The following is a 15,329-nucleotide window of genomic DNA, read 5'->3' as shown; positions in this document are numbered from 1 at the left end:
TGTCAGTCCTCGGAGGTCCGACGGCGAGCGGCGACAAGCGTGCCGCCCAGGGCCACGAGCGTCACGGCGCCCATGGCGTACAGGCCGGCCGAGGAGCCGGTCGCGGCCAGCACCTCGCTCCGCACCACCGTCGGGGCGGCGGCCGGGACTGCCGCAGCCGGGGCGGCTGGCAGCGGCGCGGCCAGCACCTCGCTGAGGTAGGTGACTGTCGGGTCCGGCACGGCGGCCGGGTCGGCGGCGCAGACCACCGGGTCGACGGCCGGCACTGCCGGCGTCAGCTCGCGCTGCTCCCACACGGCGTCGACGGCCTCGACGGCCGGGACGGCGGGCACGAACTCCTGGTCGATGACGGTGCGCTCGTCGACGACCGTCCAGCCGTCGCCCTCCGGAGCCTCGCTCAGCCAGTCGGTGGTCTCCTCGTGTGAGACCTCCTCGATCGGGTCCACGGCCTCCTTGACCACCTGGGTGTGCAGGTACTCCGGCTTGGTCACGGCGGGGTGGTGCTTGACGAGCTTCTGCACCGTCTCGCCGGTGGGGGTCCACCCGTGACCGGCGTCGCCCTTGCCGTTGAGGTCCTGGTGCCCGGACACGCGGCGCTCGGTGGTGAACGTCGGCGCGATGTACTCCTGGCCAGGGTTGTCCACGATCTCCTTGTACGTCGCGGGGTGCTCGACCTTCTCCACCCAGGCGGCCTTCACCAGCACCTGCTCGTCGTACGCCTCCGTGACGACGACGGTCTTGCACGCCCCCGTCTTGATCCACCCGAAGCCGGGGTCCCCTGCCGACCACTGCTTCTTCCAGTGGGCGAAGATGTTGACCCACTCGTACTCGAGCTCGGTGACGGCCTCGTGGCGCACCGTCGTGTACTCCGCCGGGTGCTGGATCTCCTCGGTCCACGCCGGCTGGTCCACGACCGTCGCGAAGGTGGGCGCGATGTACGGCTGGCCGGGGTCGGTCTCGACCTGGCGGGAGTGCCAGTACAGGGTCGTGTACTCGTCCCAGGCCGGGGTGATGATCTTGGTGCGGACCTGGTCCGTCTTGGTCCAGCCCTTGATGTAGGTGGAGATCGACCACTTCTCCCGGATGACGGCGTCCTGGCCGGGCGCTGCGGGCTGGTCGATGACCGTGCGGGCGTAACGGTGCTCGGTGTGGCTCACCTCGTCGACGGCCGGGACGGCGGGCGCGGCCTCGACGGCCGGCGAGACGAGGACGTCCTCGTAGGTGGCCGGCACGAACGGCGATCCGGGGGAGGGCAGGCACGTGGCCGCCTGGGCGGCGGGGGCCAGCAGCAGGGCCGCGGCGACTCCGACGGCTCCGATGCCCAATGTCGCAGTGAGGCGTGGGTTGGTCATGGTGGCTCCTTGGGGGAATTGCCCCACGCTCATTCGGCAGGGCGTTCTCGTGCGGGGGAATCTGGGCATGCGGAAGGCGTGCGCCGCGGGGGCGTATCGATGACGGAGGCTCAGCTGCCGCTGTGGCCTGCGGTTCTCCGGTCTGCAGCGACGGAGGACTGGCTGGGCGATTAGCGGCGTGTGCCTTGTATATCCGATTCCTCCGGACTGTGGGCAAGGAATGCGCCCGCGCGGGTGAATGCGGCCGGGTGAAACGCAGCCCATTCCCCGAGAAGTCATCCGTTCGGGGACGACGCGATTCCGTCAGGCCGGGTTGGCCCAGCGGTGCACGCCGCCGTCGGCCAGCACCAGCAGCCCGCTGGTCCCCGGCAGCCCGCCCACCCAGTCGACCGCCTCCGCGCCGCGCGCCACGGCGGCAGTGGCCCACACGTCCGCCCACAGCAGCGAGGGGCCGCTCACGGTCGCGGAGAGCACCTCGGTGACGTGCTGGCCCGTGCGCGGGTCGATGATGTGGGCGCCGCGCGCCGCGATGCCGGAGGTGGCGATGCCGCCCTCCCGCACGGGCACGGTGGCCACGGTGCGGCTGCGGTCGCGCGGGTCCTCGATGCCGATCCGCCACGCCTCCCCGTCGGGCAGCACGAGGATGTCGCCGCCCGCGCCCACTGCGGCCCCCAGACCCGGCAGCGCCGCGAGGCCCACGGCCGCGCGCTCGAGCGCCCAGGTCTTCACCAGCCCGGTCGGGTCGAAGCCGTCGCCCAACGCCCAGGCGTCGAAGTAGCCGTCGGTGGCCGCGCGCGCCCGCACGCACAGGCTGTGCACCTCGCGGACGGCCGGGGCGCACTCCACCAGGTCGAGGTCGCCGCGCCGCAAGCGGCTCACCTGCGACTCGGGCCGGTAGGTGCTGAACAGGGCGTCCGCGGCGCGCAGGCTCGCGAACAGCCCGGCGGCGGCGCGCTCGGCGTCAGGGCCGCGCGCCCCCGGTCCGCGCACGTGGACGCTGATCGGCATCCCCATGACCTGCTCGACCCAGGCGCGCCGCTCCGGCGCCCCGCTCACAGCCCGGCCTGGTCCAGCGCGTCCTGCAACGACTCCCGGTACGCGTCGCTCGTCAGCGTGGCCCCGGACACCATGTCGATGTCGCCGCTCGTGGCGCCGACGGCCTCCTCGTCGAGGATCGGGATCGCGCGGGTGTTGACCTGCCGGGCCCGCGGGTCGCTGGTCGGGTACTGGACCGCCTCGGCGGCGACCACCGCCCCGTCGGCCACGGTGATCTGCACCTGCACGTCGCCGTGGCCGTTGGGGACGGCGACGCCGGTGTACGTCCCACCTGCAGGGACGGCGCCCAGGTCGGCCTGTCCCGGCGCCGGTCCGTCGGCCGCCCCGGGAACGGCCGCCCCACGCGCGGGCCCGGAAGGGCCGTCGGCCGTCCCGCCGTCCACCGGGCGGTTCCAGCTCGTCGGCCAGGAGAAGAGCAGCACGAGGCCCGCGACGGTGCAGCAGGCGGCGAAGATGATGCGGCGCACGGTCAGACCCCTCTCACCAGGCGAAGCGCTCGACGTGCAGGGACGACCGTGGCACACCGGCGGCGCGCACGTCAGCGGCGACGGCGTCCGCCCACTCGGCGGCGCCTGCCACGTACACGTCGCAGGCGTCCAGGTCGGGAACGAGGGCGCGCAGCGCGTCGGGCCCGCTGAGGTGGCCCAGCTGCACGGGCAGCCACGAGGTGCCGGTGACGCTCCGCCGCCCGACCAGGTCCACGACGCGCAGCCCCCCGTCGCGGGCCAGGTCCTCGACGTCGCCGGCGAGCGGCAGCGGCCCCGACGTGCTGGTCCGACGGAGCAGCGTCAGCGGCCCCTGCGCGTCGCCGCGGCGCACAGCGTCCTGCAGCAGCGACAGCAGCGGGGTGATGCCCATGCCGCCCGCGATGGCGACGATGCCGGGCTTGCTCCGGACGCTGGGGACGAGCCGTCCGAACGGCCCTTCGATCAGCACGGGCGTGCCAGGGGCCAGGGCTGCGAGTCGAGGGCCGTCGTCCCCGCGGACGCTGAACGTGAAGCGCAGCGCGTCCGGTCGCGGCGCGGCCGACAGTGAGAACGGGTGCCCGCGCGTCCACCCGGGCCCGGTGCGGAAGCGCAGCACGAAGAACTGGCCCGCCGCCACGGGCAGCTCCCGCAGGCGCGGCCCGGTGAGCAGCACAGACACCACGCCAGGCGCCTCGGGAGTCATCTCGCTGACCGTCAGCCGGTGCCGTCGCGAGCGCACCAGGGGCCGGCCGATCCGGAACATCAGCACACTCGCCAGGGCGAGGCTGTACAGCGTCCACCAGTACGCGGTGGCCGCCGGGGATGCGAGGAAGTCGGCGCCCGTCCATAGCTGGTGCGGCAGCGCGAGCCCCGCCCCGAGGTAGGCGTAGAGGTGCAGCAGGTGCCATGACTCGTACCGCAGGGAGCGCCTGGCGACGCGCACCGACGTCACCGCGATCATGACGAACAGCGCGGTGGCCGCTGTCGCCAGGAGCACCCCGGGATACGTGGTCACCAGCGCCCACAGCTCCGGCCAGAACCCGATCCCGTCCAGCAGCGAGTAGCCCACCGCGACGGCGAGCGCGTGCGCCAGCATCAGGGTGATCGAGGTGAAGCCGAGCAGCCGGTGCCATCGGGCGACGGTGTCCTGGCCCAGGGCCCGCTCGACCCAGGGGATGCGCGCCATGGCGAGCACCTGGAGCAGCAGCAGGTCTGAGGCGACCAGGCCGCACAGCCTGCCGATCGACGTGAGCGCCGCGCCGGGGCCTTGCCCGAGCTCGGCCACGTTGCCGTTCGACGCCCACAGCGCCACCACGACGAGCACGCTCGCGGCCGCCACCGCGCCCACGGCCGTGCCCGGGGAGGTTCGTGGGCCGCCCCGAGCGGTCGCCGTCGCCTCGACCTCGGGGCTGCTCGGGGGCCTCATGCGCTCACCTTGGCGGCTCAACCTGGGATTTTGCCGGGAGGCGCGACCGGCAGCGCGCGGTCTGCGTTAGGCTGGTCTCAGACCCCTCGTGCGGCGTCATCTCGCTGAACTCCCCCAGGGCCGGAAGGCAGCAAGGGCAGGCGAGCTCTGGCGGGTGTGCGGGGGGTCCTTGCATGCCCGGCATCCCTGACGGCGGTCAGCGCGAGGGCACGCTCGACTCCCACTCGCCCACGGTGACTTCCACCCCGAGGGCGCGCAGCCGACCGACCGCGTCGTCCACCAGCCGCGGGGCGCACCGGGCGAGGGCGCCGTCGTACCCGCCCCGCACGAACGTCCAGCGCAGGAGCGTGCCCGAGCCCCCGGGCACGGCGGTGACGTCGACGAGCCACCGCTCAGGCAGCATCTCTGACAGCAGCGTCCACCAGTTGCGGCGCTCGGCCTCCACCCGTGCCGGACCAGGAGCCGCGTGCACCCGGAACCGGCGCGCGCGCAGCGCCGCGACGGCCTGCGCGAGCGCGACGTCCTGACCTGCCGTCACGTCGAGCACGAGCGTCGGCCGGATGAGCCGAAGGCTCCAGCGCCGCACCCCGCCGCTCAGGGCGCACCCGCCCCGGGGCGCCCGTCGGGGAAGGGGCCCGCACTGCGCTCGAACCGTTCGCGCGCGGTACGCACCGCCTCGAACGCATCGGCCAGGTCGTCCTGCGCGCCGCCCGGTGAGTCGTCACGCGCGCGGGCGAGGCCGGCGAGCGTCCGCCGGGAGATCGTGCGCAGGGCCTGCGCCGCGGGCGACTCGTCCTCTCCGCCGAACACGGCCTCGAGCGAGGTGCGGCCGGCGTCGATGCGCTGCTGCACGGTGCGCCAGTCAGGTCCGAGCTCGCCTCTGCGGGCAGCCTCCGCGCGCACGTCCGGCTCGGACCGCAAGCTTCTGTCGAGCCGCGCGCCGATCGCCTCGATCTGTCCCACGAGGTCGCTGACACGAGCGGCGTAGGCGCCGGGACGCGCCCCGGGCCCCGGCTGCTGCTCGCTCATCAGGCGCCTGCCACAGCGGCCCGACGCGCCACCGTCTCGGTCAGGTCCTCGACCAGCGACGCGACGTCCCACAGGTGCGCCTTGGCGTCCACGAAGTCGTTGATGGCGTCCGCGATCGTCTCGAGAAGGTTGTAGACGAGCCGCACGATGCCGGCGACCTGCTCGACCTTCCACCAGATTGTCGCCGCCGCGGACGCCCAGCCGATGACGGGCACCGCGGCCTCCGCGGCGAGGGTCACGAGCAGCCGCGAGATCTGCTTGAGGCCCATCCCGATGCCCGCGCAGGCGAGCTTGGACACGGTGCCGACCGTCCCTACGAGATCCGCGGCGCGGTCGAAGGCGACCTGGGCGGCGGCCATGGCCGCCGCGTAGGCCGTCATCGCCCCCCGGAACGCGTCGCCCGCGGCTCCCTGCCAGCCGTCGACCGAGCCGCTCGCAAGCGCTGCGCAGTTGCGCGCGACGCCGAACATCGCCTCGCCGCCGTGCGTCCAGGCCGCTTCGGCACGCCCGATCGCCCGCCAGTCGCCGCCCAGCGGCTTGAACACGCATTCGCCCAGGATCGAGAAGCCCAGCAGCTGCTCGGCGACCCAGTCGACCGAGCCGAGCAGCACGCCAGCGTTCCACCGCAGGTCCTGCACCACGTTCTCTGCGACCTGCGGCGCCACCAGGAAGGACTGGGCCGCGACGGCCTCGGTCACCTGGGTGGGCGCCCCCCAGCCGGCCACCTGGCCGACGAGGTCCCGCGTGCTGCCGACCAGGCCGCCCGCCGTCGACCCGATCGCGGACGACTTTGCGCCGAACCACGCGGGCGCGTCGCCGTGGCCGGGCGGAGCCGACTCGAGGGCGTCGCCGACAGGCAGGACGTCGCTGCGGGGGTCGTGCCACGGCGTCGCCGTGCCGCTCTGCCGCACGATCAGGCGGCTCATGACCTCGTGCGCGGACCTGTCGGACTCGGCGTACGCCAGCGACGTCTGCGTGACACGATCCGCGGCCGCGGTGCACGCGAGCCCTGCCCCGCGGGCGATCTGGGCGCCGAGCTCCACGGCCAGGGCCGAGAGCGGCGCCAGGCAGGCGAGCAGAGCGCCCGTGCTGTCGGCGATGTCGGCGTGGGTGCGCAGGTAGGAGCCAACGGCGTCGGCGTGCGAGCGCTGGCGGTCGAGGACCTGCGCGCTGCGCTCGAGCGTCGCGTAGCGGAGGGTGACGTCGTCCACGGGATCCTCTCGGGTGGGGTGGGCGCGAGGCTAGCAGCGGGGCGGGCGGCCGACCGCGGTCAAGCGGCGCGCGGGGGTGGCGACGACCGCTCAGTGCCGCCGCTGCCTGTCCGACTCGTTTGCCCCAGCGCACGGGGCGCGCCGCACCGCACGCGGCGTCGCGCGACGCGAATAGGGAGGTGACCGAGGTGTGAACGACCGCCGGACGGGGCATGTCAGTGGGAGTCGAACGCCCCGTTCACGGACGGGCGCAGCCGCGTCGGCAGAGTCGTGCGCGCCCGTAGCGCCGCGCGCACGAGGTCGGGCTGCCCGAGCATCCGCCGCCCGTGGAGGCACCGGGCGGCGCCACCGGTCGGCGGCCGTCCCCGCGCCGCAGCGAGGCCCGGTCGCCTCGAAGCCGCGGTCCGCTGGCCTGCGTGCGCCCGCGCGCGGGCTAGCCGGGTTCGTGCCGATCCCGGTGCCGGGGTGGTTGAGACGCCGCCCTCTTTGACCTTCGCGGCTTCGGTGGTCGGCTTCGCGCCGCGCGAGTCGGCTCCGCCCAGGGGATGACGGCTGCGGGGGACCGCTGGCGTAGTCGCCGCCGCGCACCGGGGCCCCCGGACGGACGCGGACCGAGGCGCCGCGGGCGCAGCCTGGACGTATGTCCCCACGCATCCTCCCCAGCCGTCCCGGTCCGACCTCGCAGCCCCCCGCCGTGCATGCGCGCCTCGCAGCGCGCGGCCTCGTCAAGCGCTTCGGGACGACCACCGCACTGGCCGGTGTCGACGTCGACGTCGCCGACGGGGAGGCGCTGGCGGTCACCGGGCCCTCCGGCTCGGGGAAGTCGACGCTGCTGCACTGCCTCGCGGGCATCCTGCCGGCCGACGAGGGCGCCATCCGCCTGCGCGGGCAGGACGTGAGCCGGCTCAACGAGGCCAAGCGCTCGCTGCTGCGCCGCAAGCACTACGGGTTCGTCTTCCAGTTCGGCCAGCTGCTGGCCGAGCTGCCCGCCGAGGAGAACGTCGCCCTGCCCGCCATGCTCCTGGGCGCCTCACGGGACGACGCCACGCGGCGGGCCCGCGAGTGGCTGGGCAGGCTCGGCCTGAGCGGCATGGAGGGCCGTCGGCCCGGTGAGCTCTCGGGCGGCCAGGCGCAGCGGGTCGCGGTCGCGCGCGCGCTGATCACCGGGCCCTCGGTGGTGTTCGCCGACGAGCCGACCGGCGCCCTGGACCAGGCCACCGGGCACGAGGTGATGCAGATCCTCACGGAGACCACCCGCGCCGCCGGCGCCTCGCTCGTCCTGGTCACCCACGACGAGGACGTCGCGGCCTGGTGCCCACGGCGCATCGAGGTCCGCGACGGGCACATCGTCAGCAGGGGGGCCTCGCGATGAGGACCCTCGCCACCGTGGGACCCATGCTGCTCCGGGCCGGTGGGCCCAGCGGCGGTCGTCAGCACCTGCGCACCACCGGGCTCGCCGTCCTGGCGTTCGCCATCACCACCGCGCTGGCCCTCAGCACGCTCGGCGGCCTGCACGCGTTCCAGACCCGCGCGGCGACCTCCAGCACGTTCCAGGACTTCTACGGCGACACGTACGTGCAGTACGCGTGGATCGCCGTGACGCTCCTGATGGTCCCGCTGATCTCGTTGGGCGGCGCGGCCGCCCGGCTGGGCGTCTCCCGGCGCGACGCGCGGCTCGCCACCTTGCGCCTGCTCGGCGCGACACCGCGCGAGGTGGTGGTGCTGACCGTCGTCGAGACCGCGTGGCAAGGGCTCGTCGGCGCGGTGATCGGCGTGGTCGGCTACATCGTGCTGCTGCCCGTGTGGACCCTCGTCCCATTCCAGGGCGGCCACCTGTCGCTGTCCGAGCTGTGGGTCGGCCCGCAGGTGCTGCTGCCGCCCGTGGTGGTCCCCGTCCTCGCGGCGATGAGCGCCGGGTCCACCCTGCGGCGGGTGGTCGTGTCCCCGCTGGGCGTCGCGCAGCGGACGACGCCCGCCGGGCTGCGGGTGGTCCGCGTCATCGTGATGGGGATCGCCGTCCTCGGCTTCTTCGTCGCCGCGAGCATGCGGGGCGGCGAGGAGGCCACCATCGTGCTCGTCATCGTCGGGATGCTCGCTGCCGTGCTCGGGAGCCTGAACCTCGTGGGGCCGTGGCTGATCGGACGCTTCGGGAAGGCGCTCGTCCAGAGGGCCCAGACAGCCCCCACGCTCCTCGCCGCACGGCGCCTCGTCGACGACCCGAAGGGGGCCTGGCGCATCGTCGGCGGGCTGGCCCTCGCCAGCTTCCTCGCCGCGATCCTGTCCATCATCCCCATGCTCGACCGGATGGAGCGGATGGACCCCCACGAGCAGATCTTCAACCAGGACCTCGTCACCGGCGGGCTCCTGACGCTGGTGATCACGTTCGTCGTCGCGGCGTGCTCGGCGGGCATCACCCAGGCGGCCGCGGTGCTGGACCGGCGGCGGGAGTACGCGCTGCAGACCCTGGCGGGGGTGCCGGTCGAGCTCCTCGACGCGGTCCGCCGGCGTGAGGCGCTGCTGCCCCTGGTCTTCGTCTCCGGCGCCTCCGCCGGGCTCGGCCTGCTGATGATCGTGCCCTTCCTCGGGGCCCTGGCGTTGGCCCCCTCGGGGCTGCTCCTGCTGGGCGTGTGCCTCGGGCTCGGCGGCCTGCTGGTCTACGCCGCCAGCGAGGTGAGCGGCCCCCTGCTGCGGTCGGTGCTGAGCGAGACGAGCGTGCGGCCCGACTGACGGCCCGCCCGCGCAGGGGCGCCGCCCGGACGGCGGGTGACCCTGTCAGGCGGGGCGCATAGGGTTCTTCCGTGACCACAGCCCTGTACCGCCGCTACCGGCCGGACTCTTTCGCCGAGGTGATCGGCCAGGACCACGTCACCGCGCCGCTCCGGCAGGCCTTGCGCAGCGGGCAGGCGAACCACGCGTACCTGTTCTCTGGCCCGCGTGGTTGCGGCAAGACGACGTCGGCGCGGATCCTGGCGCGCTGCCTCAACTGCGTCGAGGGGCCGACGGACACCCCGTGCGGGGTGTGCCCCTCGTGCGTCGAGCTCGCTCGCGGCGGCCCCGGCAGCCTCGACGTGGTGGAGATCGACGCGGCCAGCCACGGTGGCGTGGACGACGCCCGCGACCTGCGCGAGCGGGCCACCTTCGCGCCCGCGCGCGACCGGTACAAGATCTTCATCCTCGACGAGGCCCACATGGTCTCGCCGCAGGGCTTCAACGCGCTGCTCAAGATCGTCGAGGAGCCGCCGCCGCACATCAAGTTCATCTTCGCGACGACCGAGCCCGACAAGGTCATCGGCACGATCCGCTCCCGCACGCACCACTACCCCTTCCGGCTCGTCCCGCCGGACGTCCTCACCGACTATCTGGCCCAGGTGTGCGCCACCGAGGGCGTGCCCGTGGGCGCCGGTGTGCTGCCACTGGTGGTCCGCGCGGGCGCCGGGTCGGTGCGCGACACGCTCTCCGTGCTCGACCAGCTCATCGCCGGGTCCGGGGAGGGCGGCCTCGAGTACGAGGGCGCGGTGTCCCTGCTCGGCTACACGCACGCCTCGCTGCTCGACGACCTGGTCGACGCCATCGCGGCCAGCGACGGCGCCAGCGCGTTCCGCGTCGTCGACCGGGTCATCTCCACCGGCCACGAGCCGCGCCGGTTCGTCGAGGACCTGCTCGAGCGGTTGCGCGACCTCATCGTCATCGCGGCCTCCGGCGACGCCGCCGCGGCCGCCCTGCGCGACGTGCCTGAGGACCAGATGACCCGCATGCGCGCCCAGGCCACCCACCTCGGCGCGGCCGAGCTCTCCCGATCCGCCGACCTGGTCAACGCCGCGCTCACCGAGATGGTCGGGGCGACCTCCCCTCGCCTGCACCTCGAACTGCTGATGGCCCGCCTCCTGCTGCCCGCGGCCGACAGCACCGTGACCGGGGTCGCCGCCCGGCTCGACCGGCTCGAGCGGCTCGGGACCGGCGCCGCCGTCGCAGCAGCGCCCACCACCCCCGCCGCCACTCCGGTTCCTGCTCCGGCGCCCACTCCCGCTCCGGGGCCCGCCGTGCCTGTCGTCCCGTCTGTGGCGGCGCCCGCGGTCGCCCCGGTCGCGCCTGCTCCCGACGACGCGCCCGGCTCCTCCGTTCAGCGCGCGCAGGCAGCCCTCTCGGCGGCCGAGGCGCATCCCGAGGTCGTGCCCGCGCCGGTCGTGCCGCGTGCAACAGAGGCTGCCGTGGCTACGGCTCCGACAGCCCAGCCCTCCGCGGCGGAGCCAGTGGCAGCGGCTGAGCGGCCTGCACCGCAGCGCCCCGCAGCGCCCGCACCCGCGCCAGCAGCGCCGCCCGCACCCGCGGCACCCGCACCCGCGCCGGTGTCGCCCGCGCCCACGCGAGCCGGCGCCGGAGGCCCGGACACCGAGATGCTGCGGCGGCGCTGGCCCGAGGTCCTCGAGACCCTCAGCCGCCTCAAGAAGACGACCTGGGTGCTCGTGTCCCAGAACGCCCAGGTGGCGGACCTGGACGCGACCACGCTGCGCCTGTCGTTCATCGCCCCCGGCTTGGCGACGTACTTCCGCACCGGCGCCCACGCGGACATGGTGCAGCGCGCCGTGCGCGAGACCCTGGGCTTCGACGCCCGCGTCGAGGCGGTCCTCGCCGAGCAGGCGACCGCCGCCGCGCCCCCGCAGCAGGACCCGGCGCCCGGCCACGGCTCGGGCGCCCAGGGCGGTCACGGCGCGGTGTCCACCGCGGCGGCGGCTGCGTCCTGGGACGTGCCCGCGCCCGCCGCGGCACCGCCCGCCGCGGCGCCGCCCGCCGCGGCGCCGGACCAGCGCCAGCCCGACCGGCAGGCCAGCGCGCCTGGCGACCCGGGCGGCGTGGGGACATCCGAGCCGGCCGCGACGCACGGCGTGGACGATGACGACCCGGGCGCCCCCGAGCCGCACGACGACGACCCCGGCGAGCCGAGCGGGCGCCACGACGCGGCCGCTGGCGGCGACCCGTGGGGCGCCGAGCCGGTTCAGGAGCCGGCGCACCCGCTGAGCGCCCGGGAGGCCGGGGCCCGTGCCTACGCGGCCAGCCTCGGCGGGCATCGGACGCCGATCGAGGAGGACTCCCCGTCGCCCGACGACCCCGACCTGGCGTCCTCGGGCCTCAACGGCGCCCCGCTCGTCGCCCAGCTGCTCGGCGGCGTGGTCATCGACGAGCAGATCGACAACGGGATGTCCTGAGGTCCTGCGGCGGGCGCCATCGGGCGTGGCCCGGACGTCCCGCTGCTGGTGGGCGACTGCCCGGGGCGTCCCGCCCGGCTTCCAGCCCGCGCACCGTAGGCTGGCGGTGTGTATGAAGGCGCGGTCCAGGACCTGATCGACGAGCTCGGGCGGTTGCCCGGAGTCGGTCCCAAGAGCGCCCAGCGCATCGCGTTCCATGTGCTGGCGGCCGACCCGTCGGATGTGCGGCGGCTCGTCGACGCCCTCACCGAGGTGAAGGCGCGCGTGCAGTTCTGCGAGGTCTGCGGGAACGTGTCGCAGGAGCCGCAGTGCCGGGTGTGCCGCGACCCCCGTCGATCCGCCGCGGTGCTGTGCGTCGTCGAGGAGCCCAAGGACGTCGTCGCGGTCGAGCGCACGCGCGAGTTCCGCGGCAGGTATCACGTGCTGGGCGGGGCCATCAACCCGATCGCGGGCGTGGGCCCCGACGACCTGCGCATCAAGGAGCTGCTGATGCGCCTGCAGGACGGCGTCGTCACCGAGGTCATCTTGGCGATGGACCCGAACGTCGAGGGCGAGGCCACCGCGACGTACCTGGCGCGGATGCTCGTGCCGATGGGCATCACCGTGAGCCGGCTCGCGTCTGGCCTGCCGGTGGGCGGCGACCTCGAGTACGCCGACGAGGTGACCCTCGGCCGCGCCTTCGAGGGTCGGCGCCGGATCAGCGCCTAGACGTCTGACGTCGGCGGGCCAGCGTCGGCGGACCCGCAGCTCGGATGGATCACGGCAAGTCTCGAATCACGGCAGTTCGATGGGAACCAGAGGGAGTGACCGCGATGGCACAGTCGCAGCACCAGGACGAGCCGCGTGACGCGGAGACCGCCGACCTGCTCGAGGTCGCGGGCTCCCTCGCCGAGGAGACCCGCAGCTTCCTCACCACGGTGACCGAGGTCGGCGCAGGGACTGGACCCGAGTCCTCGATCCCGCTGCTGCTGCTGGCCGTCTCCGACCTGCTCGCCGCCGGGGCCCGCGCTGGCGCCATCGTCGACGTGGTGCCCCCGGAGCGCTTCGAGCCGGACGTGGGCCCGGACCCGGACGTGGACCCGCTGCGCGCGGCGCTCGCGGACATCCTCCAGGGGATCGACGAGTACGCCGAGGTGGTGGACCCGCTGCTCGGCGCCGAGGTGACGGCGTCGACGGTGTCCGGGGACCTCGTGGCCATCGCGGGGGCGCTGCTGCAGGGCCTTCGGCACTACGACTCGGGCCACGAGATCGAGGCCCTGTGGTGGTGGCAGTTCTCCTACCTGTCGAGCTGGGGCGAGCGGGCGTCGAGCGTGCTCCGGGTGCTGCAGGTGCTGCTGGGCCACCTGCGCCTGGATGTGGACGACGACGTGGCCGCCGAGGCGGAGTACGACGCGCTCCAGCCCTGAGCGGCGCGCTGCCGGCGGCGCGCGCCCCCTCGGGTCCTCAGTGCTGAGGCCGTCAGGCGACGCGCGTGCCGCGGGCGAGCTTGCGCTGCGGCACGTGGAGCCGGCGCACGGCGGTGACCACGCCAGCCGCGCCGAGCAGCACGTTGACGCCCAGGCCCCACGGCCACACCGGGCTCGCGTCGGGGTCGTGCTCCTCGACGGGCGAGTCCTCGCCGTTCCAGCATCTGTCGACCTCGGGCTGCGGGCCGGCGCGCAGGTAGCGGATGCCGGTCCGGATCCCGGCGAAGGGGTCGGACGTCGACTCGTCGATCGTGGAGACGGCCGCGCCGTCCGCGACCACCACGAACGGGTTCGCGCCGAGCAGCCACCAGGTGCGCTCGGTGTGGACGACGGTCTCGCGGACCGTCTCCCACTGGCATGACGGGTCCTCGCCGACGCCCTCCCAGGTGGTGGCCCACACGCGGACCTCGCTCGTGGAGGAGACGGTCGGCAGCGTGACGGCGAAGAGGATCGGCGCGATGACCGTCAGCGCGGCGACGGTCAGGAAGGTCAGCACCGTCGAGCCGGCCGTGCGGGAGACGAGGGCCGAGAACCCCAGGCCGATCGCGCACACGCACGCGAGCAGCACCGCGACGAGCAGCAGCACCACGACGAACGAGGCGACGGCGGTGCCGCCCATGAGCAGCGCCAGCAGCAGGAACGGCAGGCTGGCGGCGAGGAAGGCGAGCGAGGCGGTCCAGGAGGCCAGGAGCTTGCCGAGCACGATCTCAGCCGGGCTGAGCAGCGTGACCTGCAGCGTGGCGAGGGTGCCCCCGTTGCGGTCGCCGTTGATCGAGGTCGAGCTGAGGGTGGGCGTGACGAGCAGCCCGAGGCCCAGCACGAGGATGACGACGGCGCCGAACAGCAGCGGACCGCGCTGGGCGGAGCTGCTGCCACCAGATCCGGCGAGGTAGCCGATGGCCCCGGAGGTGAGCAGCGTGATGCCGCCCACCACGACGAACCAGACCACGAGGGCCGCGATCCACCGGGTCGAGCGGACCCGTTGCCGCAGCTCGAGGGTCGCGACGGTGCGCACCCCGTGCCAGGTCACGTGCCATGCCTTGCCGGTCGTGGGCGGCGGGACCTGCGGCTCGGGGGAGACCTCGATGTCGTGCGTGATGGTGCTCATCGTCGCTCCTCGTCGAGGGTCAGGTAAGCCTGCTCGAGCTCGCCGCCGACGGGAGCGAGGGACGTGATGGGCACCCCGGCGCCGACGGCGTCGCGGACCAGCTGGGCGGCGCCCGCGTCGCCGTCGACCTCGAGCAGCACGCCGCCGGGGACGTCGTCGGGGGCGCCGGGTGGTGGCGCGTCGTCGTCGGGCCGCCACATCGCGCCGGTGCTGGACAGCCAGCGAGTGAGCGAGCCGTGGCTCAGCGCCCGCACCCGCCAGGTGCGCCGCGCGGGCATGCTCCCGGTCAGGCCCTGCGGGGTGACGGTGCGCCCGCGGGAGAGGAACACCGCGTCGTCGATCAGCTCGTCGAGCTCGGAGAGCACGTGGCTCGAGACGAGCACCGTGGCGCCCTGGGCGGCGAGCCCGCGCAGCAGCTCGCGCAGGTCCACGCGTGAGCGAGGGTCGAGCCCGCTGGCCGGCTCGTCGAGCAGCAGGACCTTCGGGGAGTGCACGAGCGCCCGGGCGAGGCCGAGCCGCTGCTTCTGCCCGCGGGAGAGCACGCTGGCGGGCCGGTCGGCGTACTCGGCGAGGTGCACGGTCTCGAGCAGCTCGGCGGCGCGGGACCGCGCCAACTCACGCGGCAGCCGGTAGGCGGCGGCGTACGTCTCCAGCACCTCGCGTGCCGTCAACGAGTCCCACGTCCCGAACGCGTCGGGCATCCAGCCGGTGAGCGCCCGGGTCGCGGCCCCGTCGGCCACCGGGTCGTGGCCGCCGACGCTGACGCGCCCGGCGTCCGGCGTGAGCAGCCCGGCCAGGACCAGCAGCAACGTCGTCTTACCGGAGCCGTTGGGGCCGATGAGGGCCGTCACGCGGCCGGGCCGGGCGTCGAGGTCGACTCCGTCGAGTGCCCGGACGTGCCCGAACGAACGGGTCACGCCCCGCACGACGATGCCCAGGTGCTCGGTGGCGGGGGACCCCGGGACCGGCCCGGGAGTGGGGGTGCTCTCGACGGTGTGAGGCATCTGCCC

General features: G+C 74.6%; 14 protein-coding genes and 1 other RNA gene. 6 read left to right on the top strand and 9 right to left on the bottom strand.

Annotated elements, in window-relative coordinates; all coding sequences use genetic code 11:
- Positions 1-2 precede the first annotated feature (2 nt).
- The 4 genes from NP064_RS14945 to NP064_RS14930 form a co-directional block, all read right to left on the bottom strand.
- Positions 3-1,352 (bottom strand): hypothetical protein, encoded by a 1,350-nt coding sequence (locus tag NP064_RS14945; protein ID WP_227570063.1) that lies wholly within the window; start codon positions 1,350-1,352, stop codon positions 3-5.
- A 303-nt stretch (positions 1,353-1,655) separates the two neighbouring features.
- A complete protein-coding gene (locus NP064_RS14940) occupies positions 1,656-2,408 on the bottom strand; it encodes an FAD:protein FMN transferase (protein WP_227570064.1) in 753 nt (250 codons plus the stop codon).
- Positions 2,405-2,875, bottom strand: coding sequence for an FMN-binding protein (locus NP064_RS14935; RefSeq protein ID WP_227570065.1), 471 nt, complete (start codon positions 2,873-2,875; stop codon positions 2,405-2,407). Before NP064_RS14935 ends, NP064_RS14940 begins: the two co-directional genes overlap by 4 nt.
- 13 nt (positions 2,876-2,888) lie before the next feature.
- Entirely contained in the window at positions 2,889-4,301 is a 1,413-nt protein-coding gene (locus tag NP064_RS14930; RefSeq protein WP_227570066.1) for a ferredoxin reductase family protein, read from the bottom strand.
- A 77-nt stretch (positions 4,302-4,378) separates the two neighbouring features.
- Between NP064_RS14930 and ffs the strand changes: the two genes are divergently transcribed.
- Positions 4,379-4,475: signal recognition particle sRNA small type (ffs, locus tag NP064_RS14925), an RNA gene on the top strand.
- A gap of 22 nt (positions 4,476-4,497) precedes the next feature.
- Here ffs and NP064_RS14920 read toward each other — a convergent pair.
- Genes NP064_RS14920 through NP064_RS14910 form a run of 3 tightly spaced genes read right to left on the bottom strand, consistent with a single transcriptional unit; the run spans position 4,498 to position 6,541 of the window.
- Complete coding sequence (locus tag NP064_RS14920; RefSeq protein WP_227570067.1) at positions 4,498-4,839, bottom strand: hypothetical protein; 342 nt, start codon at positions 4,837-4,839, stop codon at positions 4,498-4,500.
- A 56-nt stretch (positions 4,840-4,895) separates the two neighbouring features.
- Entirely contained in the window at positions 4,896-5,330 is a 435-nt protein-coding gene (locus NP064_RS14915; RefSeq protein ID WP_227570068.1) for a hypothetical protein, read from the bottom strand.
- A complete protein-coding gene (locus tag NP064_RS14910) occupies positions 5,330-6,541 on the bottom strand; it encodes a hypothetical protein (RefSeq protein ID WP_227570069.1) in 1,212 nt (403 codons plus the stop codon). Before NP064_RS14910 ends, NP064_RS14915 begins: the two co-directional genes overlap by 1 nt.
- A 640-nt stretch (positions 6,542-7,181) precedes the next feature.
- Between NP064_RS14910 and NP064_RS14905 the strand changes: the two genes are divergently transcribed.
- From NP064_RS14905 to NP064_RS14885, 5 genes are all read left to right on the top strand, one after another.
- The gene (locus NP064_RS14905) at positions 7,182-7,913 is read left to right on the top strand and encodes an ABC transporter ATP-binding protein (RefSeq protein ID WP_227570070.1); all 732 of its coding nucleotides are present in this window, start codon (positions 7,182-7,184) and stop codon (positions 7,911-7,913) included.
- Between the two features lie 23 nt (positions 7,914-7,936).
- Positions 7,937-9,268 carry an FtsX-like permease family protein gene (locus NP064_RS14900; protein WP_227570152.1) on the top strand — a complete coding sequence of 444 codons (1,332 nt, stop codon included), beginning with the start codon at positions 7,937-7,939 and terminating at the stop codon, positions 9,266-9,268.
- A 71-nt stretch (positions 9,269-9,339) separates the two neighbouring features.
- Positions 9,340-11,745, top strand: a complete 2,406-nt coding sequence (locus NP064_RS14895) for a DNA polymerase III subunit gamma and tau (RefSeq protein WP_227570071.1) — start codon at positions 9,340-9,342, stop codon at positions 11,743-11,745.
- A gap of 108 nt (positions 11,746-11,853) precedes the next feature.
- Entirely contained in the window at positions 11,854-12,453 is a 600-nt protein-coding gene (recR, locus tag NP064_RS14890) for a recombination mediator RecR (RefSeq protein ID WP_227570072.1), read from the top strand.
- A gap of 104 nt (positions 12,454-12,557) precedes the next feature.
- Positions 12,558-13,151: a DUF5063 domain-containing protein gene (locus NP064_RS14885; protein WP_227570073.1), complete on the top strand. Its 594-nt coding sequence runs from the start codon at positions 12,558-12,560 to the stop codon at positions 13,149-13,151.
- A gap of 52 nt (positions 13,152-13,203) precedes the next feature.
- Here NP064_RS14885 and NP064_RS14880 read toward each other — a convergent pair whose 3' ends face one another.
- Positions 13,204-14,319 (bottom strand): ABC transporter permease, encoded by a 1,116-nt coding sequence (locus NP064_RS14880; protein WP_227570074.1) that lies wholly within the window; start codon positions 14,317-14,319, stop codon positions 13,204-13,206.
- On the bottom strand, positions 14,316-15,323 hold the full coding sequence (locus NP064_RS14875; protein WP_227570075.1) for an ABC transporter ATP-binding protein: 1,008 nt from the start codon (positions 15,321-15,323) through the stop codon (positions 14,316-14,318). Before NP064_RS14875 ends, NP064_RS14880 begins: the two co-directional genes overlap by 4 nt.
- Positions 15,324-15,329: the final 6 nt, after the last annotated feature.

It is taken from the genome of Cellulomonas chengniuliangii (genome assembly GCF_024508335.1).
Lineage (GTDB): Bacteria > Actinomycetota > Actinomycetes > Actinomycetales > Cellulomonadaceae > Cellulomonas_A > Cellulomonas_A chengniuliangii.
This window is presented reverse-complemented; position numbering and strand designations above follow the sequence as displayed.